The sequence below is a fragment of the Pseudomonas sp. Z3-8 genome (assembly GCF_051131975.1).
Taxonomy (GTDB): Bacteria; Pseudomonadota; Gammaproteobacteria; order Pseudomonadales; family Pseudomonadaceae; genus Aquipseudomonas.
In genome coordinates, this window is record NZ_CP071643.1 from 3,697,085 (window position 1) to 3,720,217 (window position 23,133).

A 23,133-nucleotide genomic window follows, 5' to 3' on the forward strand; every position below is an offset into this window, starting at 1 on the left:
TGGCTACGAGGTTGACGGGCATTCTACTCGCTATGCAGGTTCGCATAAATCGACTCTGCGAGCTTTTTACTGATACCGGGTGCTTTGGCTATCTCTTCGATGCTGGCACGAGACAGCTCCTGCAAGCCACCAAAATGTTTCAACAGGTCGCGCCGGCGCGTCGGTCCAACCCCCGCCACGCCTTCCAGCGTAGACGTACGGCGGGTCTTGCCCCGCCGGGCGCGGTGGCCGGTGATCGCGAAACGGTGGGCTTCGTCGCGGATCTGCTGGATCAGGTGCAGCGCCGGCGAGTCTCCCTTCAGGGTGAATTCGTGGGCCGCGTCGTTCAGGTAAAGGGTCTCGAAACCAGCCTTGCGCGTGGCGCCCTTGGCGACCCCCAGCAGGATCAGGTCCGGGACCGACAATTCATTGAGCACGTCGCGGGCCATGGACAACTGGCCCTTGCCACCGTCCACCAGCAGGATGTCCGGCAACTTGCCCTCGCCGTCCTTCAGCTTGCCGAAGCGCCGCATCAGCGCCTGGTGCATCGCCGCATAATCATCGCCCGGCGTAACGCCCTCGATGTTGTAACGTCGGTAATCGGACTTGATTGGCCCTTCCGGACCGAACACCACGCAAGAGGCTACCGTCGCCTCGCCGCTGGAGTGACTGATGTCGTAGCACTCCAGTCGCTGCGGTGGCTCATCCAGGTTGAGGACATCGGCAAGGGCTTCGAATCGCGCCGCCACATGCTGGCGGTTGGCCAAGCGCGCGCCTAGCGCCTGTTCTGCGTTGGTCACAGCCAGTTGCTGCCAGCGCGCCCGAGTGCCGCGCACACGGTGACTGATGGTCAGTTCGCGACCGCGGAGCTTGTCGATGGCCTCGATCAGGGTCGGGAAGTCTTCATGCACCACGTTGACAATCAACTCACTGGGCAAATCGCGCTCGGGGCTACTGACGTAGTACTGGCCGAGAAAAGCCGCCATGACTTCGGCCACGTCTTCCTCGATACCCACCTGGGGGAAGAAATTCTTGCTGCCCAAAACGCGGCCGCCGCGCACGCTGATCAGGTGAACGCAGGCGCCGCCGGGGTTGATGAACGCCGCAACGACGTCGACATCACCGCTGCCGCCTTCCATGCTCTGCTGGTCCTGCACCCGGCGCAGCAGCCCGATCTGGTCGCGCAGCTCTGCGGCGCGTTCGAATTCGAGGTTGATCGATGCCTCTTCCATCGCTGCTGACAATTCGTCGGTCAGCGCATTGCTGCGCCCCTCCAGGAACATCACCGAGTGACGTACGTCTTCAGCGTAGATCTCGGGCTCGACAAGCCCGACACACGGGGCCTTGCAGCGCTTGATCTGGTATTGCAGGCACGGCCGGGTGCGGTTCTTGTAGTAGCTGTCCTCGCACTGGCGAACGAAGAAGGTTTTCTGCAGCAGGCTCAGGCTTTCACGAATGGCCCCAGCGCTGGGGTAAGGACCGAAATACCGCCCCTTGGCCTTCTTGGCCCCGCGATGAATGCTCAGGCGCGGAAACGCTCCGTCCGACAGGAACACGTACGGGTAGGACTTGTCGTCGCGCAGCAGGATGTTATAAGGCGGGCGCCATTCCTTGATCAGCGTCTGCTCAAGCAGCAGTGCTTCCGTTTCGTTGGACGTGATGGTCGTTTCGATCTGCGCGATGCGCCCCACCAGGGCCGCAGTCTTCGGCGCGAGGCCGGTCTTGCGGAAATAACTGGCCAGGCGCTTCTTGAGATTCTTGGCCTTGCCGACATAAAGCAGGCGCGCGTCGCTGTCGAACATGCGGTACACGCCAGGGCGACCGCTGCAGGTGGACAGAAAAGCGCTGGGATCAAACTGTTCGGTCATTTTCAGGCGCTGGCATCGACCATGCCGTGGCGCACCGCCAGCAGCGTCAACTCGACATCACTGCTGATCGAAAGCTTTTCGAAGATACGGTAACGGTAGGTATTGACGGTCTTGGGTGACAGGCAAAGCTTGTCGGAGATGATCTGGACCTTCTGGCAGCCGACGATCATCAGCGCGATCTGAATTTCCCGCTCGGACAACGCATCGAAGGGAGAGTCGTTGGTCGGCTGGAAAGACTTGATTGCCAGCTGCTGGGCGATCTGCGGGCTGATGTAGCGCTGGCCGGCAAACACCAGGCGGATGGCCTGGACCATCTCGTTCAAGCCAGCGCCCTTAGTCAGGTAACCCGCCGCGCCCGCTTGCAGCAGCCGGGTCGGAAACGGGTCTTCTTCACAGACGGTCACCGCGACAACCTTGATGTCCGGATGGCTGCGCAGCAGTTTACGCGTAGCTTCGAGGCCGCCGATGCCCGGCATCTTGACGTCCATCAACACCACATCGGGTTTCAACTCCCGCGCCTTGATCAGGGATTCTTCCCCGGACTCGGCCTGGCCAACCACTTGCAGGCCATCGATGTCAGCCAGCATCCGTGTAATGCCCGTACGGACGAGATCATGGTCGTCGACCACTAACACCCTAATCAAGCAGACACCTCACGATTTGGTCTTGTATGGGTTGCCTCACACCTTAGCAAAAAGCATTCGGCAGACCTAGCGCAAAGGGGCAGATAAAAGTTACAACACATCTTCATGAAATCCGACATCCGCAGCCTCAAGCGGCAACGTCCCGCTGCATTCTCAGGAAACATTCATCCTCGCCGACGACCCGCAGCCCCATGCGTTCGTAGAGCTGCCTGGCCGGATTATCCTTGAACACGGTCAGGCGCAACGCGGGGCGACGCTCCAGCGCCACCATCCCCAAGGCCTGTCCGATCGCCCAGGTTCCGGCCCCCTGCCCATGAAACGCCTTGTCAATCTGCAACTCCCGGATATACAGCGCACGGGCGTCGCGGCTGAGGCTGACGAAACCCAGCGCCTGGTCGCCCCGATGGATGATCAAGTTCTGGCGAATCACCCAGGCCAGGTCAAACGCTTCGTCCTGCCACAGCAAATCATGACGCAGATAATAGGGAAGCATATTGCTGCACGTCAGTTGTCGGGCGAATTCGATATCATCGACTTCAGCCGGGCGCCATTCGAACATCATTTTAGACCTCGTCAAAGCGGCACCACCTGCCCTACCCAGCCGCTGCCCTGGGGACGAGCCATGACCAGAAGCTCGCCGACGCCTGGCGCCGCGGCAATCAGCGAACCATCGGCCGCCCAGATCGCGCTGCGACCGGCCGACTCCCACCCTCCGGCAGCGCCACCGTGATTGGCCATCAGGACCATCATGGCGTGTTGTCGGGCGTAACCTTGCAGCAACGTCGTGTCCGCTATATAGCCTCCCTCGGTTATCAACACGCCGGCTGCATATAGCGTAGCGCCCTGCTCCGCGGCTGCCGCCGCATGGCTGGCCTGGGAAAAATCGGCGCACACCGCCAACGCCACGCGATCCGCGCCCATCGCCAGGATCGAACCGCCGTGACCTGGCGCGAAAACGATTTCTTCTCCCGCGTGCAGATGCTGTTTGCTGTAGACCCCAAGGGAGCCATCCGCACCGAGCACCAATGCGCCGATCAGCACCGGGGCGTCGGCCGCGAGGCGAATCGGCATGCCGACCACCGCAGTCAGGCCGAGCTCCCGCGCCAGGTCGCGCAGCGGTTGCAACACAACATCCTCCGGCAAGATAGCCAGTTCCGCGGCCAGCCCTCGCTCGTACCCGGTGAGCGACAGTTCTGGAAACACCAGCAACCCCACATCCCGATCGGCGGCGGACTCCATGAAGCGCTGATGATGGATAAGGTTGCCGGCAATGTCCCCCGGAATGGAAATCGATTGGGCGGCAGCAAAGGCTCGGCTCATGGTGCGTCCTTGACGGAGGGGACAAAGGGCTGAGTTTGTCACAAAGCCCGCCGGACTCAAGCGGCGTGGACGGTGTCATCAATCCGATAGGATTTTCTTATTGAACCGGCGCGCCTCGCTCTAGTAAGCTGCGGATCATTCATCGGAGACAGACCATGTTCAACGCCCTTGCACAGCTTCACACCGCCAGCGCCCTGCGCTCGGTTGCGGCTGCCCGGGTGAACACCGTCCAGACTCCGGTCAGCTTTTATTTTGGGTATTGGTTTAGCCACTGGCGCGCCTGATACCCAACCGGCGCCCATTTCAAACGGGTCGCCTACCAGAGTTTTCCAAACCCCCGGTCGGCCTCCCGACCGGGGGTTTTGTTTTTCAGGCCCAGACAATTGCAGCACCAGACAACTTGAGGATCGAACCATGAACTACGCCACTTATTACCGTTACGACAGTTTTGCCGCCTGGCGATTTACCAGCCACCGCTCGGGACAGCCTGCCGCCTCCGATCGGTCACCTACCGGTGGCATGCCTTCATTGCCGGCCATCACGGCCAATTGTCGAACACCCCAATAGGGCCGGCGCGCGGGAACGAACCCGCTGCTCGCCCAGGAAGCCAGATCATGAATTCGTCCGTTTCTGCTTTACCACTGTCCACCCTCACGCCTGCCAATGAAGCGCTGACCCTGCGTCTGCCAAGCGCTCTGCAGCTCAAACAGCAATTGCCGCTCGCCACTGCGCTGAGCCAACAGGTCGAAACCCATCGCCAAGCGGTGCGTGCGATCCTCGACGGCGAGGACTCCCGCCTGCTGGTCGTCGTTGGCCCCTGCTCGATCCACGATCCTGAGTCTGCGCTTGAATACGCCGCCAACCTGGCGCGCCTCGCCCGCGAAGTGAGCGACAGCATGCTGCTGGTCATGCGCGCCTATGTCGAGAAGCCCCGCACCACCATCGGTTGGAAAGGCCTGGCCTACGACCCCGATCTGGACGGCAGTGACGACATGGCTGCCGGCTTGAACCTGTCCCGGGAGCTGATGCGTGAGATGCTGCGACTCGGCCTGCCGATCGCCACTGAACTGCTGCAGCCCATGGCCGCTGGCTACTTCGACGACCTGCTCAGCTGGGTCGCCATCGGTGCCCGGACCACGGAATCGCAGATTCACCGGGAAATGGCCAGTGGCCTCGGCATGCCGGTCGGTTTCAAGAACGGCACGGACGGCGGGGTCGGCATCGCCTGCGACGCCATGCGCTCCGCCGCCCACCCTCACCGGCATTTCGGCGTCGACAGCCAGGGTCACCCGGCGATCGTCCAGACCCAGGGCAACCCCGACACTCACCTGGTGCTGCGCGGCGGCCATCGCGGGCCGAACTATGATCGCCAGAGCGTGGCGCAAATACACGACGACCTCACCCGCCTCAAGATCCCGGCCCGGATCATGGTCGATTGCAGCCATGCCAACAGCGGCAAGGACCCGTTGCGCCAGCCGCAGGTGTTCAATGACGTATTGGAACAGCGTCTGCAAGGAAACCGCGCCCTCATTGGCATGATGCTGGAAAGCCATCTGTTTGAGGGTTGCCAACCATTGGCGCCGACGATGCGCTACGGCGTGTCGGTGACCGATGGATGCCTTGGCTGGGAGGCCACCGAGCAACTGCTGCGCCAGGCCGATCACTCGTTGCGATTGCAGGCCTGACCCCGCCCGACAGGCCCTCCGTGAGCGGAGGGCCTCGCTCAACCAGGCGTCCGGGTACGCACCTCGATAATGATCTCCACAGACCGCTGGCTGACATCGTCCAGTCGTTCCACCTGATAAAACAGTTGCACCGACCTGTTTCGCTGTTCATGCCAATACGCAGCCGGCACCTCGAAGACCAGCGGTTGGCCGACCATCGCCTCGGTGATTTCCCGCTCCTGCACATGGGTATAGGTCCCGTTGCATTGCAGGCCGACCCATTCGCCCGCCGCCAGTCCGGTGCCATCGATGACCACCGTCAGCGGGCCTTGCAGCGTTTCGACATCGAGCCCTCCTTCGTTCAGCGCCGCGACCTGGGGCGCCTTCAGCGCAGGGCGCACCAACGGGCCGATATGCACCGACAAAGACTCGGACTGGCGTGCCGAGCGGCCGTGTCTGACAACATAGCCCAGGCTCAACCGGTGGCCGACATACGGGGCCAGGTGCGAATAATCGATCCAGAATGACACTTCACGCCCCAATACATGCTCCTCTATGTGCAGCACGTCATGCCAAAGCATCTTCGAATCCTGGCTGACACTCAAAGCCAGCCGATCACCGACCGCCATCCTCGAATAAGGCCGAATGGTCACCCGCGCGCCTTCCGGCACCCGGGCGGGATCGAGGCTGCCACCCACCGCATCATCGGCAATCGGCGGCAACAGCAGCTCGGGCCTGTCGCCGACTTCAAGTTGCAGGGCTTGCGACCCCAGCACGCCGGGGACCCACTTTCCGGCTACCTGGTAGGAGATCTCCAGCGAACCTCCGTCGAGCTCGGCGATATGCGGTTCACGAACGACAAAAACCACGTCCCGTCCAACCTGCCGTTCGGTAATAAACCTGCTGGTTTCATGCCGGTAGGGGTCGCCTTCATTATTGAGCCCATGCCAACGCAGCCGCACTTCATCACCACTCGTCATCGTCGGATACGGCTTGATCGTGATCACGGCCTTGTTCCAGGCCGGATCCACCACGCCTCCCCTGGCCTTCGCCAGTGAGGGCGCTGGCAGCCTCGCGCAGCATGGGCCGCTGCTCTCCTGCGTCGATGGGTAAGTCTTCATTTTCATGTTCCAGTCCTTTGGAGAAGGCGCCATTCACATCATGACGCCGGTGAAGACATTGGAACCCGGCCGCCGCAAATGCGCAGTCAGACAAGTCGACCACGCTCGGTGGGCTGTTGCGCCAAGTGTTGTAGCTGCCTGCCGCGACGACTATCGGAAGTGTCCCGGAACCTTGGGCATCGTCCGCCTTTCAGGTGAATCTTCCTGCTTTTTCTATTCCAGTTTCCCTGGCTTACCGCGGTTTGGTCCTACACCGCTCGCTTGTAGCCTGCATTAGAGTGGTGGCGGCAAATCCAGGTGAACCTCTTCGAAAAAGGTACGAACATGCAACGGAATGCAAACACTCACTTTCCTATCCTGCTGGTCCATGGGTTGTTCGGGTTCGACAGGATCGGCGCCTTCGGGCTCTTTCAAAACGTCAAACAGGCTTTGCGCACCGCCGGCGCGCGGGTCTTCATCCCCTATCTGTCGGCTACCCATTGCAATGAAGCCCGCGGCGAACAATTGCTGACGCAGATCGACCGGGTCCTGGAAGGAACCGGCTCCACCCGGGTCAACCTGATCGGGCATGGCCAAGGTGCGCTGGCGGCACGTTATGCAGGGGCAACCGCCCCCGAACGAGTCGCCTCGGTCACGTCGGTCAGCGGCCCCAACCAGGGCTCGGAACTGGCCGACTTCCTGCGCAAGGCCCTGACCCCCGGGCGATTGCCGGAGCATGTAGCGAACCGGGTCGCAACACTCTTCGCCGACTTCATCTCGGCACTCAGCGGCCAGGCTCGGCTTCCACAGAACGCCATCGCGGCGCTGGCGGCACTGACGACTGAAGGCGTGGGCGCGTTCAACGACCGATACCCCCAGGGCCTGCCCCGAAACTGGGGCGGCAACGGGCCGCAGCTGGTCAACGGCGTTCGCTACTACTCCTGGAGCGGCACGCTGCAAGACACCCCTGGCGAAGCCTGCGGTGCAGCAGGTCCACTGCATGATTTCTGCCGGGCCTTTTCCGAATACTTCATTACCGAAGCCGGACAGAACGATGGCATCGTCGGGCGCTTCAGTTCCCACCTGGGCAAGGTCATTCGCTCCGATTACCCACTGGACCACTTGCACGCCATTAATCACGCGAACGCCAGTGGGCACCGCAAGGGAACGGACCCGCTAGCGCTCTATATAAGGCACGCCGAGCGTTTGCGAATCGTCGGACTCTGATCGACACGTCGCATTTTTGACAACAAAGCCCTACTGATTCCGGTAGGCTGGACGTTTTGAAAACACTGAAGGAGATTTCCCATGGCCAAAGCCACTGCCCGCCACATCCTGGTATCCAGCGAAGACAAGTGCAACGAACTCAAGGCCCAGATCGAAGCCGGCGCTGACTTCGCCGAGATCGCCAAGGCGAACTCCAGCTGCCCGTCCAGCCGTCAAGGCGGTGACCTGGGCTCGTTCGGTCCAGGCCAGATGGTCAAGGAGTTCGACACCGTGGTGTTCAGCGCCCCGATCAATGTGGTCCAGGGCCCGGTCAAGACCCAGTTTGGCTATCACCTGCTGGAAGTCACCAGCCGCCAGGACTGATCCCGGTTTATCGACATGACGGCCCGCCCTTTGGTGGGCCGTCATGTTTGCGTGATGCGAGGGGCTGGCGATGAGCGCGCCGCTCGCGTACAAATCATGATCATCGATCACCCGGCTCTAAGGCTGACAATGCGACTGGCGTTTCCCTCCTGGCTACTCACTGCCGTGGTCCTGCTGACAGGCGCCGCAGGTGTGAGCGCCGCCCCCCAACATGCCCTGACTGTTTATGGCGAGCCGGCCAGATACGCCGAAGGCTTCGGCCACTTTGCCTATGCCAATCCCCAGGCCCCCAAGGGCGGCACGATGCGCCGCTCGGCCATCGAGATCGGTCATTTCGACCATATCCTGCCCTATATAGACAAAGGCATCGGTGTCAGCCAGGTCGACGGCATGCTCTATTCGCCGCTGGCCCAGCGTTCGCTGGACGAGCCCTACACCGTCTACGGCCTGGTGGCCGAGAAAATGGAACGGGCCGAGGATGGCCTGTCGCTGCGCTTCTACCTGAACCCCAAGGCCCGCTTCGCCGACGGCAAACCCATCACCGCCGAGGACGTGCGCTACAGCTACGAGCTGCTGATGACCCAGGGCAGCCTGCGCTACCGCACACAATTCGCCGCAGTCAAAGGCGTCGTGGTGGAATCGCCTCGCAGCGTTCGTTTTGATTTCAAGAACAACGAAAACCGCACGCTACCATTGGATGTTGCCACCCTGCCGGTGTTTCCCGAGCATTGGTGGAAAACCCGCGACTTCGCCAATGGCGGCGGCTACGAAGCCCCACTGGGCAGTGGTCCGTACCGGGTGAGCAAAGTCGACTCGGGTCGCAGCATCACTTTCGAACGCAATGCGGACTGGTGGGGCAAGGATCTGCCGGTCAGTCGCGGCTTGTATAATTTCGACCATTTCAGCATTGAATATTTCGGCGATACCGACGTGGCCCGACAGGTCCTGCGTGGCGGCGCCTACGACTACAACCGCGAGTTTTCCGCCACCGGTTTTGCCATCGGCTACGACAGCCCGGCCCTGCGCGACGGCCGCCTGCAAAAGGCCCACCTCGCCACAGACGCGCCGCAGCCGGCACAGGGCTTCGTGTTCAACCTGCAACGCCCGCAGTTCCAGGACCGCCGCGTACGCCAGGCGCTGGCCATGCTCTGGGATTTCGAATGGAGCAATCGCCAGATGATGCGCAATGCCTATGTGCGTCAGCAGAGTTTCTTTTCCAACACCGACCTCGCCGCCCGCCAACTCCCCGATGCGGCGGAACTGGCGATCCTCGAACCGTTGCGCGGCAAAATCCCGGAAGAGGTGTTCACGCAGGTATTCGAGGCGCCGAAAACCGACGGCAGCGGCGTGATCCGTGACAAACAGCTGCAAGCCCTGGCGCTGCTCGAACAGGCCGGCTGGAAGCCCCACGGCGACCGGTTGGTGAATGCCGAAGGCGAGCCCCTGAGCTTCACGTTCCTGAATACCCAGAACGGTATCGACCGTCTGTTGCTGCCCTACAAGCGGACCCTGGCGCAGATTGGCATCGACATGAGCATCCGGCGCATCGACTCGTCCCAGTACGTCAACCGGCTGATGAGTCGCGATTACGACATGATCATCACCGGTTACCCCGTGAGCACCTCGCCCGGCATGGAACTCTACAATTATTTCGGCTCGGCGGCCGCCAATGATCCGGGCGCAAACAACTACATGGCCCTGCAGAACCCAGCCGTGGATGCCCTCATCGACGGCCTGGTCAAGGCCACCACCCAGAGCGACATGCTCCGCCATGCCCACGCCCTGGACCGGGTACTGCAATGGAATTACTACTGGATCCCCAACTATTACCCACCCGGCAGCTCGACCGTGTGGTGGAATCGCTTCGGCATGCCGAAGGTCCAGGCCAGCAATGACGAAGCCATAGAAAGCTGGTGGGAAGTCAGCACCACGCCGTTGACCAACGAACAGATGACCGCCGAACGCATCAAGCGCAGCGCACCCGGAGGGCATCACTGATGTGGGCTTATATTGCACGGCGCCTGCTGCTGATCATCCCGACGCTGGTGATCATTTTGCTGGTGAACTTCGTGATCGTGCAGGCCGCACCGGGCGGGCCGGTCGAACAGGCCATCGCCCACCTGCAAGGTATCGGCGGCGCCAGCGTCGGCAGCTCGGGTAATGCCATGGCCGGCAGCTCGCGCGCCAGCCGTGGCCTGGACCCGCAACTGATCAAGGACATCGAGAAACAGTACGGTTTCGACAAGCCCGCCCACGAGCGCCTGTGGCTGATGCTCACCAGCTATGCCCGCCTGGATTTCGGCAAGAGCTTTTTCCGCGGCGCCACGGTCACCGACCTGATCCTGGAAAAGATGCCGGTGACCATTTCCCTCGGGCTGTGGGCGACGCTGATCACCTACCTGGTGTCGATTCCGCTGGGCATCCGCAAGGCCGTGCACCACGGTTCGGCATTCGACGTGTGGAGCAGCACCGCGATCATCATCGGCTATGCGATGCCGGCGTTCCTGTTCGCCATGTTCCTGATTGTCATGTTCGCCGGCGGCACCTCGCTCAACTGGTTCCCGGTACGCGGACTGGTGTCGGACAACTTCGAATCGCTATCGACGCTGGGCAAGATCGCCGATTACTTCTGGCATCTGGTGCTGCCCGTCACGTCGCTGGTCATCGGCGGCTTTGCCACCCTGACGATCCTGACCAAAAATTCGTTTCTCAACGAAATCACCCGTCAGTACGTGGTGACGGCACGGGCCAAAGGCATGAGCGAACGGCGCGTGTTGTACGGCCACGTGTTTCGCAACGCGATGCTGCTGGTGGTCTCGGGCATTCCCCAGGCATTCATCAGCGTGTTCTTCGCCGGCTCGTTGCTGATCGAGGTGATTTTCTCCCTCGATGGCCTGGGGCGCATGAGTTATGAAGCCGCCGTGTCCCGAGACTATCCGGTGGTGTTCGGCTCGCTGTTCATCTTCACCCTGTTCGGCCTGCTGATAAAGCTCATCGGTGACCTCTGCTACACGCTGGTGGACCCGCGTATCGACTTCGCCGCGAGGAACGCCTGATGTTCAAGTTCTCGCCCTTGGGCCGGCGGCGTTTCGAGCGCTTCAAGAAAAACCGTCGTGGCTGGTGGTCTCTGTGGCTGTTCATCGGCCTGTTCGCCCTGACCCTGGGCGGTGAACTGATCGCCAACGACAAGCCATGGGTGGTGAGCTATCAGGGCTCGCTGTACTTCCCGGTTTTCAAGCGCTACACCGAGCAGGAATTCGGCGGTCAGTTGCCGTTCCAGGCCGACTATCGCAGCAACTATGTACAGGACCTGATTCACCAGGATGGCGGCTGGCTGCTCTTCCCGCCCATTCCTTTCAGCGACGACACGCCCAACTACGACCTCAACCAGCCGGCGCCAAGCCCGCCGTCGACGGTCAACTGGCTGGGTACCGATGATCAGGCCCGTGATGTGCTGGCGCGGGTGATCTTCGGCGCGAGGGTGTCGATCCTGTTCGCCCTGGCCTTGACCGCCATCAGTGCGCTGATAGGAATTACCGCCGGCGCCTTGCAGGGTTATTACGGCGGCTGGGTGGATCTGCTCGGGCAACGGTTGCTGGAAGTCTGGTCCGGGTTGCCGGTGCTCTATCTGCTGATCATCCTGTCCGGTTTCGTGGAACCGAATTTCTGGTGGCTGCTGGGGATCATGGCGCTGTTCTCCTGGCTGGCGCTGGTGGATGTGGTGCGCGCCGAGTTCTTGCGCGGGCGCAACCTGGAGTACGTGAAAGCGGCACGGGCCTTGGGCCTCACCGACCGCAAGGTGATTGTGCGACACATCCTGCCCAACGCCATGAACGCGACCTTGAGCTACCTGCCGTTCATCCTCACCGGCGCGATATCCACCCTGACGGCCCTGGACTTTCTCGGCTTCGGCATGCCGGCCGGCAGCGCGTCCCTGGGTGAGTTGATCGCCCAGGGCAAACAGAACCTGCAAGCGCCGTGGCTGGGATTGACGGCGTTCTTCACCCTGGCACTGATTCTGTCGCTGCTGGTGTTCATTGGCGAGGCGTTGCGCGACGCCTTTGATCCTCGGTCTTGAAGCGGAACTTTTAGATGAGCGACAACCTGATCGAAATCCGCAACCTGAACGTGGCCTTCAACGACCAGCCGGTAGTGCGCGACCTGTGCCTGGATATCCGCCCTGGCGAATGCCTGGCCCTGGTGGGCGAATCCGGCTCAGGCAAGTCGGTGACGGCTCACTCGATTCTGCAATTGCTGACCGACAGCGGCGCACGCACCACCGGCAGCATTCGTTATCGAGACCAGGAATTGGTGGGCGCCGAGGCCAAGACCTTGCGTGAGTTGCGCGGCAATCGGATCGCAATGATTTTCCAGGAGCCGATGACGTCGCTGAATCCATTGCACAGCGTCGAAAAACAGATTGGCGAGACATTGATGCTGCACAAGGGACTGGGCGGCAAAGCGGCGCGCCAGCGGATCCTGGAACTGCTCGACCTGGTGGGTATCCAGAACCCGGCCGAACGGCTCAAGGCCTATCCACACCAACTCTCGGGCGGTCAGCGCCAGCGGGTCATGATTGCCATGGCCCTGGCCTGCGAACCGGAGTTGCTGATTGCCGACGAGCCGACCACCGCCCTGGACGTGACGGTCCAGCGCAAGATTCTCCTGCTGCTCAAGTCATTGCAGCAGCGGCTCGGCATGTCCCTGCTGCTGATCAGCCATGACCTCAACCTGGTGCGCAGCATCGCCCAGCGGGTGTGCGTGATGAAGGCGGGAGAAATCGTCGAGCAGGCGCCTTGCGAAACGTTGTTCAGTGCACCGCAACACCCCTACAGCTGCGAACTGCTGCACGCCGAGCCGGAAGGCGAAGCCCTGCCCCGGGACGAGCGCGAAGACGTGTTGCAGGTCGAGGATTTGCGGGTCAGCTTCCCCATCGGTGGCGGGCTGTTGCGGCGCAAGCAATACCTGCGCGCCGTGGATGGCATCAGCCTGAGCATCCAGCGCGGCAAGACCCTGGGCATTGTTGGCGAATCCGGTTCCGGCAAGTCCACGCTCGGCCAGGCGATACTGCGGTTGATCGAATCCGAAGGCAGCATCCGTTTTAGCGGCGCAGCCCTTGATCAGCTGTCGCAGAAAGAACTGCGGCCCTGGCGCAAGCAGATGCAGATCGTCTTCCAGGACCCGTTTGGCAGCCTCAGCCCGCGAATGTCGGTGCAGCAGATCATCAGCGAAGGTCTGGAGGTGCACAGCAGGTCCAGCGCCGAGCAATGCGAATCCCAGGTGATCCAGGCGCTCAAGGAAGTCGGCCTCGACCCGCAGAGCCGGCATCGTTACCCGCACGAGTTTTCCGGCGGCCAGCGCCAGCGCATCGCCATCGCCCGGGCGCTGGTGCTCAAGCCCGCGCTGATCCTGCTGGACGAACCGACTTCGGCGCTGGATCGCACGGTGCAGAAACAAGTGGTCGCCCTGCTACGCCAGCTCCAGGAAAAACACGGCCTGACCTACCTGTTCATCAGCCACGACCTGGCGGTCGTGCGAGCCCTGGCCCATGACATGATCGTGATCAAGGACGGCAAGGTCGTCGAGCAAGGCGCCAGCCACGACGTATTCGACTCGCCCCGACACCCTTATACCCGGGAGCTGCTGGCGGCGGCCCATCCGGGATAAGCCTGACCCGATCAGGCTTCGCGGCGCTGGTCCAGGGTCTGGGCGAATTCGCCCATGACCTCCACCACCTGCTTCGCGCCCCGGTGGATGTCGAGGATGACGGTGCCGGCCTGGTTCGCCAGCTTCACGCCTTGCTCGGCCTTGGCGGTACTTGATTGCATGCTGCCCACCGCCTGCCTGGCCAGGTCGCGGTTCTTGCCGACGACTTCGGTAATGGCAACGGTTGCCTGGCTGGTACGCCGGGCCAGATTGCGCACTTCATCGGCAACCACCGCGAAGCCGCGCCCCTGCTCACCGGCACGAGCGGCCTCGATGGCCGCATTGAGCGCAAGCAGGTTGGTCTGTTCCGCGATTCCCCGGATAGCATCGACAATGTTGCCGATCTCTTCGGACTGCGCGCTGAGAGCGCTGATCCCGGTGGCGACCTGTTGCAGTTCATCGGCGATGCTTTGCACTACGGTCACGGTCTGCTGCACGACGGCGGTGCCCAACTGGGTGTGCTCATCCGTCTGCCGGGACGTCTCGAAGGCCAACTGCGCCGCCTTTGATTCGGATTGGCGTTGCTCGACTTCACGCGTGCTGTCGGTGGCAAACTTGACCACCCCGTACAAATGTCCCTGGGCATCATAGAGCGGGTTATAGGTGGCCTGCAGCCAGACTGTGTTGCCGTGCCTGTCGACGCGCTGGAAAAGTCCGCTCTTGTATTCGCCACGGTTCAGTCCAGCCCAGAAATCGCGATAGGCTTCGCCTTGAACTTCGCCGGGTTCGCAGAAAATCCGATGGTGCTGGCCGCGAACCTCCTCCAGGCCATAACCCATGACCTTCTGGAAGTTGACGTTGGCATTGATGACATGACCGCCCAGATCGAACTCGATCACCGCCATGGAGCGATCGATCGCCTGCATGAAACTCGACTCCGCCTGAGCCCGTAGCACGCGGTCGTTGATGTCGCGGCTGACCTGGATGATGCGTTCGACCCTGGCGCGCTGATCACGCACAGGAATGTAGCTGGCCTGCACCCACGATCCCAGGCCATCGCGCGCCAGATGAAGGTACTGCTGTTCGCTACCCTCACCCTGCGCCAGTTGCTGCCATAACACCGCATATTCGCGGCTGCCGGCGTACTCAGGCGCGCAGAACATCCGGTGATGCTTGCCGAGGATCTCATCCAGCACATAGCCGGTCATGTTCAGGAACAGCGCGTTGGCGCCAAGTATTTCGCCTGAAGGCGCGAACTCGACGATCGCCATCGATTGGTGAAAAGCCGCCCGCTCGGCTTCGAGAGAGGCCAGTGCGCCCTGGGCCTCGTGCAAGACGTCCTGATGTTTGCGAGTGCGAATGAACATGGGTGCCGCTCCCGGTGACATGAGTGCTTGGCCGTAGCCGTCTGAAAGGCGGAATGCCTTTTTTCTGAAGAGGCACCATTAAGCCACTATCGGCGCAAAAGTTGTACATAATTCTTTATATGTACAATTTCTGAAGGGCAATTCGCTCACCTGTCCAAGACTCAATGCCAACCAATTTTCCACCGTTCGCTGTCGGTCAGATCACGCCAGTCCAGCACGGCAACCCGTCCGCTATACACCGCCTGCAACTCGACCTGAACGGGGCAATCCTGTTCGTCGCAGAGCAATTGGGTGACGAGAAAATGCTTTTCCCGATGGACGGGCTGGCAGGCGGTCCACTTGGAAAGCTTGAGTTTGCGAGGGTTGAATTTATTCATGGATCCTCCAGTACAGTCGCGAACGGGCCTAAAAACATGTACAGAGTATTTCATACGTACAGCTTTTCCTGTGGCAATTCTGGCGGTAAAAACAGCCCTCTCCACCGGCTTGGCCCCACTACAGAACGCCGAGTTTGATCAGGCATAATGCCGCGACTCATCCGAGGGTGCCGGCAAGCCCACCTCTTTTTGGAATGCCTGATGAATCCCACCGAAAGCCTCAAGGACTACAAGCGCGTGCGCACGCTGGCGATCCGCTCGCTGTTCGAGATCATCGAGCAGTCCAGCGAAGGCACGGTCATTGTCGATCGCGATGCGAATATCGTCTGGATGAACGAGCGCTACGCCCGTCGTTTCGGCCTGAATTCGGCGCAGGAAGCCATCGGCCGCGCCTGCGAAAGCGTGATCCCCGGCAGCTTGCTGCGTGAGGTGGTGCGCACCGGACGGCCGATACTGCTGGACATGCAGGACACGCCCAAGGAACCGCTGGTGGTGATGCGCCTGCCGATCCACGACAACGCCGGCGCGGTGATCGGCGCCATCGGTTTTGCCCTGTTCGATGAGTTGCGCAGCCTGTCGCCGATGCTCAAGCGCTATCTGAGCATGCAGGAAGAACTGGCCTCCACCCGCTCGTTGCTGCGGGCGCGGCAGACCAAGTACAACTTTGCCCACTTCATCGGCACCAGCAGCGCCGGCCTGGAGGTCAAGCGCCGCGCCCGACGCAGCGCCAGCACCGATTCACCGGTGCTGCTGCTCGGCGAAACCGGTACCGGCAAGGAGTTGCTGGCCCAAGCGATCCATAGTGCTTCACCGCGGGCGCACAAGGCCTTTGTCAGCATCAACAGCGCTGCCATCCCCGAATCGCTGCTCGAGGCCGAGTTCTTCGGCACCGCGCCAGGCGCTTTCACCGGCGCCGACCGCAAGGGCCGCGCCGGCAAACTGCAGATCGCCCAAGGCGGCACGCTGTTCCTCGACGAGATCGGCGACATGCCGCTACCGCTGCAAAGCAAACTGCTGCGGGTGCTCCAGGAGAAAGAATACGAACCGGTCGGCTCCAACGAGGTGTTGCAGAGCGATGTGCGGATCATTGCCGCGACCTCCACCGATCTTGAAGCGGCAATCAAGCGCGGCGAGTTCCGCGCCGACCTCTATTACCGTCTCAACGTGCTGCCGATCCAGGTCCCGCCGCTGCGTGAGCGCCTGGATGATCTGCCGGCACTGAGTGAGGCGATTCTCGAAGAGCTGCGCAGCCAGCACGAACTACACCGCGATGCCCTCGATCTGCTGGGTCAACACGCCTGGCCGGGCAACATTCGGGAATTGCGCAACGTGCTGGAACGAGCCGCGTTGCTCAGCGACGACCTGATGCTCAGCGCAGCTGACATCCGCGCGGCCATCGGCACTTTCATCCCGGTTGAGCGCACGACAGACCCGACCCTGGAGCCGTCATTGGCGCAGGAAACCTTCAGCCAGGCCCGGGCTCGATTTGACCGGCACTTGATCGAAACCACCCTCGCGCAATGCGATGGCAAGGTAGTCGAGGCGGCCGAGCGGTTGGGGCTGGGGAGATCGACGTTGTACAAGAAGATGGTGGCGCTGGGGATTGCGGAGTCTCAATAAAGAGACTCAAGTCTCAATTTTTAGAATATCGATATTGGAGCGCTGCGCGCTCATCGCGAGCAAGCTCGCTCCCACAGGTATGGCGTTCTGTCAGTGCATCACCGTCTCATGTGGGAGCGAGCCTGCTCGCGAAGAGGCCGGCCCCTCCAACAAAAATCTCAAAACAGAGAATCATCCTTCTCCCTCGCTTTTCAATAACAAAATTTATCCTTATCTATCAGCTACTTAGCCATCTGGCACAGATATCGCTATAGCCCTCCTCAAAGCATCACCCACAACAATAACAATCCCAGGAGACACACCATGAGTGTGATCATTGCCTTGGCAGCCCTCACGCTGCTGATGGTTGCCGCCTACCGTGGCTACAGCGTCATCCTCTTTGCCCCGATCGCCGCCCTCGGCGCGGTCTTGCTTACCGATCCATCCGCCGTCGCTCCTGCATTCACCGGGGTGTTCATGGACAAGATGGTCGGTTTCATCAAACTCTATTTCCCGGTGTTCCTGCTTGGCGCGGTGTTTGGCAAGCTGATCGAGTTGTCGGGTTTCTCCCGCTCCATCGTCGCCGCGGCGATTCGCCTGCTGGGTACGCGCCAGGCCATGCTGGTGATCGTGCTGGTCTGCGCGTTGCTGACCTATGGCGGCGTGTCGCTGTTCGTCGTGGTGTTCGCGGTGTACCCGTTCGCCGCGGAGATGTTCCGCCAGAGCAATATCCCCAAGCGGCTGATTCCGGCCACCATCGCCCTCGGCGCATTCTCGTTCACCATGGACGCCCTGCCCGGCACGCCGCAGATCCAGAACATCATCCCCAGCACCTTTTTCAACACCACCGCCTGGGCCGCGCCGTGGCTGGGCGTGATCGGAACGATCTTCGTCTTCTGCTTCGGCATGCTGTTTTTGCAGCGCCAGCGCAACAAGGCCCAACGCGCCGGTGAAGGTTATGGCACCGAACTGCGCAACGAGCCGGAAACCGCTGAGGACATCAAGCTGCCCAACCCGTGGATCGCCGTTTCGCCGTTGCTGGCGGTGGGGATCATGAACCTGCTGTTTACCCAGTGGATCCCGCAGTGGTACGGCAAGACGCATAGCCTGGCGCTGCCGGGCATGGCGACACCGGTGACCAGCGACATCGCCAAGCTCACCGCGATCTGGGCGGTACAGGCCGCCTTGCTGGTGGGTATTGTCATGGTGCTGCTGTTCGGCTTCCGCGCGATTCGCAGCAAACTGGCCGAAGGTAGCAAGAGCGCGGTGGGCGGTGCCCTGCTCGCGGCGATGAACACCGCTTCGGAATACGGTTTCGGTGCGGTGATCGCCTCGTTGCCGGGCTTTCTGGTGCTGGCCGACTGGCTCAAGAACATTCCCGATCCGCTGGTCAACGAAGCGGTCACCGTAACGCTGCTGGCCGGCATCACCGGTTCCGCGTCGGGGGGCATGAGCATCGCCCTGGCGGCGATGTCCGAAACCTTCATCAGTGCCGCCCACGCCGCCAACATTCCGCTGGAAGTACTGCACCGGGTGGCCGCCATGGCCAGCGGCGGCATGGACACCCTGCCCCACAACGGCGCGGTGATCACCTTGCTGGCCGTCACCGGCCTGACCCACCGTGAAGCCTACAAAGACATTTTCTGCATTACGCTGATCAAGACCCTCGCGGTGTTCTTCGTGATCGGTGTGTTCTACGCCACTGGCATTGTGTGAGGTTTCCATGACGACATTTCTCTCGGGCAAGACTGCCCTGGTCACCGGCTCCACCAGCGGCATCGGCCTGGGCATCGCCCTGAGCCTGGCCAAGGCCGGCGCCAACCTGATCCTCAATGGCTTCGGCGATGCGTCGGCGGTGATCGCCGAGGTCAAGCAGTTCGGTGGCAAGGTCGGCCATCACCCGGCCGATGTCAGCGACCCGGCACAGATTGGCGACATGCTCGCCTACGCCGAGCGCGAATTCGGCGGCGTGGATATCCTGGTGAACAACGCCGGGATCCAGCACGTGGCCGCGGTCGAGGACTTCCCGGTGGAGCGCTGGGATTCGATCATTGCCATCAACCTGTCCTCGGTGTTCCACGCCACTCGCCTGAGCCTGCCGGGCATGCGCGCCAAGGGCTGGGGACGGATCGTCAATATCGCCTCGGTGCATGGCCAGGTCGGCTCGGTGGGCAAGGCCGCCTACGTCGCCGCGAAGCACGGGGTGATCGGGCTGACCAAGGTGGTTGGCCTGGAAACCGCTACCAGCAACGTGACGTGCAATGCAATCTGCCCAGGCTGGGTGCTGACGCCACTGGTGCAGAAACAGATCGACGACCGCATCGCCAGCGGCGTCGACCCGCAACAGGCCCAGCACGATCTGTTGGCCGAGAAGCAACCGTCCCTGGAATTCGTCACCCCGCCGCAGCTGGGTGAACTGGTGCTGTTCCTCTGCAGCGAAGTCGGCAGCCAGGTGCGCGGCGCGGCGTGGAATGTTGATGGAGGGTGGTTGGCGCAATAACCCTCCGCGATCCCCGTGGCGAGGGAGCTTGCTCCCGCTCGGCTGCGTAGCGGCCGCCTATTGGGGGCCTGCTTCGCAGTCCAGCGGGAGCAAGCTCCCTCGCCACAGAAGCGCTTCTCGCCATAAATAACGCCGTGTGCTGCAATGTTCGCAAGCCCCGGAAAAACAAGAGGCACCCCATGTCCGACATCCTCTGGCAACCCAGCCCCGAACGCATCGCCCGGTCGCGCATGGACGCCTTGCGCCGGTTCGTCAACGAACGGCACTCGCTGCAGTTGAACGATTACCCGGCCCTGCACGCCTGGAGCATCGACCAGCGCGAAGCTTTCTGGCAGGCCATCGTGGACTTCTTCGACATCCGTTTTCACCAGCGCCCCACCGCAGTGCTGGTGGAAGGCCCGCATATGCCCAGCGCACGCTGGTTCCCGGGGGCCACGCTGAGTTTCGCCGAACATCTGCTGCGCCGTCGCGATAACACCGTGGCAGTGGTTGCCGTCGATGAAGACGGCACCGAGCAAACGCTGACCTGGGCCGAACTCGCCGCCCACGTCGCCGGCCTGCAGAAAAGCCTGCAAGCCGCCGGCGTGACCCAGGGCGACCGGGTCGCTGCCTGCATGCCCAACACCTGGCAGACGCTGGTGGGCATGCTCGCCACGACGAGCCTGGGGGCGATCTGGTCGTGCTCATCGCCGGATTTCGGCACCCAGGGCGTCATCGACCGGTTCGGCCAGATCGAGCCCAAGGTTTTGATTACCTGTGCCGGTTATCGTTATGCCGGCAAGGTCATCGACCAGCGCCCGAAGGTGAACGAGATCCTTGCGCGGCTGCCGTCCCTGCAACAGTTGATCGTGCTGCCTTACGCCCGACCCGATGCTCGCGTCGAGGATTTCGAGACCCAGGCCAGCGTTGCGCTGTGGCAGGACTTTTATCAAAGCGGTGGCGAGCCGGAGTTCGCCAGCGTGCCGTTCGATCATCCGTTGTATATCCTCTACTCCAGCGGCACCACCGGCGTGCCGAAGTGCATCGTCCACAGCACTGGCGGCGTGCTGCTGCAGCATATGAAGGAACATGGCCTGCACGTCGATCTCGGCCCTGGGGATCGGCTGTTCTACTACACCACCTGCGGCTGGATGATGTGGAACTGGCTGGTCTCGGCCCTGGCGGTGGGCAGCTCGGTGGTGCTGTATGACGGCTCGCCGTTTCACCCTGGTCCCGAACGCCTGCTCGACCTGATCGACCAACAGCGCATCAGCGCGTTCGGCACCAGCCCGAAATACCTCGCCGCCCTGGAAAGCCAAGGCGTCCAGCCACGCCAGAGCCATGACTTGGGCAGCCTCAAGACCCTCCTGTCCACCGGTTCGGCTCTCGCCCCCCACAGCTACGATTACGTTTACCGCGACTTCAAGGCCGACGTTTGCCTGGCCTCGATGTCCGGCGGTACCGATATCGTCTCCTGTTTCATCAACGGCAACCCGCTGTCCGCCGTGCGCCGGGGCGAGATGCAGGGCAAGAGCCTGGGCATGGCGGTGCAGGTCTGGAACGAGGCCGGCGAGGCGGTGATCGGCGAGAAAGGCGAGCTGGTCTGCACCCGGCATTTTCCGGCGATGCCCATCGGGCTTTGGAACGACCCGCGCCAGGATAAACTTCGCGCCTCCTATTTCAGCCAGTTTCCCGGAGTGTGGGCCCAAGGGGACTACGCCGAAGAACTGGCCCACGGCGGCTTGCTGATCCACGGACGCTCCGACGCGGTGCTCAACCCCGGTGGCGTGCGCATCGGCACGGCGGAAATCTATCGGCAGGTGGAAAAAGTCGAAGAGGTCCTCGACAGCGTCGCCATTGGCCAGCAATGGCAGGGTGACGTACGAGTGGTGCTGTTCGTGCGCCTGCGTGATGGTGACGTGCTGGACGATGCCCTGGAGCAGAAGATCCGCCAGGTCATCCGCGCTAATACGACGCCGCGCCATGTACCGGCGAAAATCCTCGCCGTCAGCGACATTCCGCGCACGATCAGCGGAAAAGTGGTGGAACTGGCCGTGCGTAACGTGGTGCATGGCGAGGCGGTAAAGAACACCGATGCGCTGGCCAATCCCGAGGCGCTGGAGCAGTTTCGCGGGCGGCCGGAGCTAGCGACTTGACCGCTGGTTATTTGCTGGCTTCAGTACCGCTTCGCGAGCAGGCTCGCTCCCACACTGAATTGCAGATCCCTGTGGGAGCGAGCCTGCTCGCGAAGAACGATAACGCGGCTCCCTGAAACCGGACTCAATCCATCAGTCCCCACTCCCCCGCCGGCGGATCGGCCGGCGGCGCGGCCCCCGTCTCCGCATGCAGCTTCAAGCGCAAACGCAGGTTGTTTGCCGAATCGGCATTTTTCAGCGCTTCTTCCTCATCGATGGCGCCTTCGACCACCAGGTTGAACAATGCCTGGTCGAACGTTTGCATGCCCAGTTCCTCGGACTTTTCCATGATGCCCTTGAGATCGCCCAGCTCGTTGCGCCGGATCAGGTCGGCCACCGTCGGCGAGCCCAGCATCACCTCCACCGCCGCCCGCCGCTGACCGCCGCGGGTGCGCACCAGGCGCTGGGAAACAAACGCCTTGAGGTTGTTGCCCAAGTCGTGCAGCAGTTGCGCCCGGCGTTCTTCCGGGAAAAAATTGATCACCCGGTCCAGGGCCTGGTTGGCGTTGTGGGCATGCAGGGTGGAAATCACCAGATGGCCGGTGTCGGCAAAGGCCAGGGCATGCTCCATGGTTTCCCGGTCGCGGATTTCGCCGATCAGCACCACGTCCGGCGCCTGGCGCAAGGTATTCTTGAGCGCGGCATGAAAACTGCGCGTATCCACCCCGACTTCCCGCTGGTTGACGATCGATTTCTTATGCCGATGGATATACTCCACCGGGTCTTCGATGGTGATGATGTGGCCGCTGCTGTTGCGGTTGCGGTAATCGATCAGCGCCGCCAGGGAGGTCGACTTGCCCGAGCCCGTCGCACCGACGAACAACATCAGCCCCTGCTTCTGCATGATGGTTTCCAGCAGCACCTTGGGCAGCTTCAGGTCTTCGAAGCGCGGGATGTCCAGCTTGACGTTGCGTATCACCATGGACACGTCGTTGCGCTGTTTGAAGATGTTGACCCGGAACCGCCCGACACCGGCCAGGGAAATCGCCAGGTTCATTTCCAGTTCCCGATCGAACTCAAGGCGCTGTTCGGCGTCCATCAATGACTCGGCGAGCCCGGCGATGTCGCCTACCTTGAACGCCTGGTTGCTCAGCGGCTTGAGCACACCTTCAAAACGCGCGCAGGGCGGTGCACCGGTGGACATGTAGAGGTCGGAACCGTCCTGGCTTGCCAGGATGCGTAACAAAGGATCAATTTCCATAGCCTGAAAAACTTCCGCAAACTTCAATGGACACGTTGACCCGAGCCAGAAAAACTTCAGATCAACCCGCGCTTACCTTCTCCAGAGGATAGTAGAAGCCGCCG

Annotated in this window: 20 protein-coding genes and 1 pseudogene; 12 read left to right on the forward strand and 9 right to left on the reverse strand. The window is 61.8% G+C overall.

Translation table 11 applies throughout. The annotated features are described in order from the left end of the window. Window positions 1-23 precede the first annotated feature (23 nt). From uvrC to J3P94_RS16705, 4 genes are all read right to left on the reverse strand, one after another. On the reverse strand, window positions 24-1,847 hold the full coding sequence (gene uvrC, locus J3P94_RS16690) for an excinuclease ABC subunit UvrC (RefSeq protein ID WP_434568865.1): 1,824 nt from the start codon (window positions 1,845-1,847) through the stop codon (window positions 24-26). Between the two features lie 2 nt (window positions 1,848-1,849). Beyond that, window positions 1,850-2,491, reverse strand: a complete 642-nt coding sequence (gene gacA / locus J3P94_RS16695; RefSeq protein ID WP_003200277.1) for a response regulator transcription factor GacA — start codon at window positions 2,489-2,491, stop codon at window positions 1,850-1,852. Window positions 2,492-2,618: 127 nt separating this feature from the next. Further along, a complete protein-coding gene (locus J3P94_RS16700) occupies window positions 2,619-3,053 on the reverse strand; it encodes a GNAT family N-acetyltransferase (protein ID WP_434568866.1) in 435 nt (144 codons plus the stop codon). A gap of 11 nt (window positions 3,054-3,064) precedes the next feature. Further along, the gene (locus J3P94_RS16705) at window positions 3,065-3,811 is read right to left on the reverse strand and encodes a carbon-nitrogen hydrolase family protein (RefSeq protein WP_434568867.1); all 747 of its coding nucleotides are present in this window, start codon (window positions 3,809-3,811) and stop codon (window positions 3,065-3,067) included. Window positions 3,812-3,966: 155 nt separating this feature from the next. Between J3P94_RS16705 and J3P94_RS16710 the strand changes: the two genes are divergently transcribed. Next, entirely contained in the window at window positions 3,967-4,095 is a 129-nt protein-coding gene (locus J3P94_RS16710) for a hypothetical protein (RefSeq protein WP_434568868.1), read from the forward strand. A 330-nt stretch (window positions 4,096-4,425) separates the two neighbouring features. Beyond that, complete coding sequence (locus tag J3P94_RS16715) at window positions 4,426-5,496, forward strand: 3-deoxy-7-phosphoheptulonate synthase (protein ID WP_434568869.1); 1,071 nt, start codon at window positions 4,426-4,428, stop codon at window positions 5,494-5,496. Window positions 5,497-5,534: 38 nt separating this feature from the next. Here the strand turns inward: J3P94_RS16715 and J3P94_RS16720 are convergent, their stop codons facing one another. Next, entirely contained in the window at window positions 5,535-6,506 is a 972-nt protein-coding gene (locus J3P94_RS16720) for a hypothetical protein (RefSeq protein ID WP_434568870.1), read from the reverse strand. Window positions 6,507-6,920: 414 nt separating this feature from the next. Between J3P94_RS16720 and J3P94_RS16725 the strand changes: the two genes are divergently transcribed. The 6 genes from J3P94_RS16725 to J3P94_RS16750 all read left to right on the forward strand — a co-directional run bounded on the left by J3P94_RS16725 (window position 6,921) and on the right by J3P94_RS16750 (window position 13,832). After that, entirely contained in the window at window positions 6,921-7,802 is an 882-nt protein-coding gene (locus J3P94_RS16725) for an esterase/lipase family protein (protein WP_434568871.1), read from the forward strand. 81 nt (window positions 7,803-7,883) lie between these two features. Beyond that, window positions 7,884-8,165: a peptidylprolyl isomerase gene (locus tag J3P94_RS16730; RefSeq protein ID WP_434568872.1), complete on the forward strand. Its 282-nt coding sequence runs from the start codon at window positions 7,884-7,886 to the stop codon at window positions 8,163-8,165. A gap of 129 nt (window positions 8,166-8,294) precedes the next feature. Then, window positions 8,295-10,163, forward strand: coding sequence for an extracellular solute-binding protein (locus J3P94_RS16735; protein ID WP_434574221.1), 1,869 nt, complete (start codon window positions 8,295-8,297; stop codon window positions 10,161-10,163). After that, a complete protein-coding gene (locus J3P94_RS16740) occupies window positions 10,163-11,221 on the forward strand; it encodes a microcin C ABC transporter permease YejB (RefSeq protein WP_434568873.1) in 1,059 nt (352 codons plus the stop codon). The genes J3P94_RS16735 and J3P94_RS16740 overlap by 1 nt, the downstream gene beginning before the upstream one ends. Beyond that, window positions 11,221-12,243, forward strand: a complete 1,023-nt coding sequence (locus J3P94_RS16745) for an ABC transporter permease (RefSeq protein ID WP_434568874.1) — start codon at window positions 11,221-11,223, stop codon at window positions 12,241-12,243. Before J3P94_RS16740 ends, J3P94_RS16745 begins: the two co-directional genes overlap by 1 nt. Before the next feature lie 14 nt (window positions 12,244-12,257). After that, window positions 12,258-13,832 carry an ABC transporter ATP-binding protein gene (locus J3P94_RS16750; RefSeq protein ID WP_434568875.1) on the forward strand — a complete coding sequence of 525 codons (1,575 nt, stop codon included), beginning with the start codon at window positions 12,258-12,260 and terminating at the stop codon, window positions 13,830-13,832. Window positions 13,833-13,843: 11 nt separating this feature from the next. On the opposite strand, the gene J3P94_RS16755 is transcribed toward J3P94_RS16750, so the two are convergent. The 3 genes and pseudogenes from J3P94_RS16755 to J3P94_RS16765 form a co-directional block, all read right to left on the reverse strand. Further along, window positions 13,844-14,434 (reverse strand): methyl-accepting chemotaxis protein, encoded by a 591-nt coding sequence (locus tag J3P94_RS16755; protein WP_434574223.1) that lies wholly within the window; start codon window positions 14,432-14,434, stop codon window positions 13,844-13,846. A 12-nt stretch (window positions 14,435-14,446) separates the two neighbouring features. Next, window positions 14,447-15,199: pseudogene (locus tag J3P94_RS16760) on the reverse strand (PAS domain-containing protein); the annotation flags it as partial. 140 nt (window positions 15,200-15,339) lie between these two features. After that, the gene (locus J3P94_RS16765) at window positions 15,340-15,555 is read right to left on the reverse strand and encodes a TIGR02450 family Trp-rich protein (protein WP_434568876.1); all 216 of its coding nucleotides are present in this window, start codon (window positions 15,553-15,555) and stop codon (window positions 15,340-15,342) included. Window positions 15,556-15,756: 201 nt separating this feature from the next. Between J3P94_RS16765 and J3P94_RS16770 the strand changes: the two genes are divergently transcribed. From J3P94_RS16770 to J3P94_RS16785, 4 genes are all read left to right on the forward strand, one after another. After that, window positions 15,757-17,175 carry a sigma-54 interaction domain-containing protein gene (locus tag J3P94_RS16770; RefSeq protein ID WP_434568877.1) on the forward strand — a complete coding sequence of 473 codons (1,419 nt, stop codon included), beginning with the start codon at window positions 15,757-15,759 and terminating at the stop codon, window positions 17,173-17,175. A 303-nt stretch (window positions 17,176-17,478) separates the two neighbouring features. Continuing rightward, the gene (locus J3P94_RS16775) at window positions 17,479-18,870 is read left to right on the forward strand and encodes a GntP family permease (RefSeq protein WP_305495295.1); all 1,392 of its coding nucleotides are present in this window, start codon (window positions 17,479-17,481) and stop codon (window positions 18,868-18,870) included. Window positions 18,871-18,877: 7 nt separating this feature from the next. Next, window positions 18,878-19,654: a 3-hydroxybutyrate dehydrogenase gene (locus J3P94_RS16780; RefSeq protein ID WP_434568878.1), complete on the forward strand. Its 777-nt coding sequence runs from the start codon at window positions 18,878-18,880 to the stop codon at window positions 19,652-19,654. Between the two features lie 179 nt (window positions 19,655-19,833). Next, window positions 19,834-21,789 (forward strand): acetoacetate--CoA ligase, encoded by a 1,956-nt coding sequence (locus J3P94_RS16785; RefSeq protein WP_434568879.1) that lies wholly within the window; start codon window positions 19,834-19,836, stop codon window positions 21,787-21,789. A 124-nt stretch (window positions 21,790-21,913) separates the two neighbouring features. Here the strand turns inward: J3P94_RS16785 and J3P94_RS16790 are convergent, their stop codons facing one another. Further along, window positions 21,914-23,029, reverse strand: coding sequence for a PilT/PilU family type 4a pilus ATPase (locus J3P94_RS16790; protein WP_434568880.1), 1,116 nt, complete (start codon window positions 23,027-23,029; stop codon window positions 21,914-21,916). Window positions 23,030-23,133: the final 104 nt, after the last annotated feature.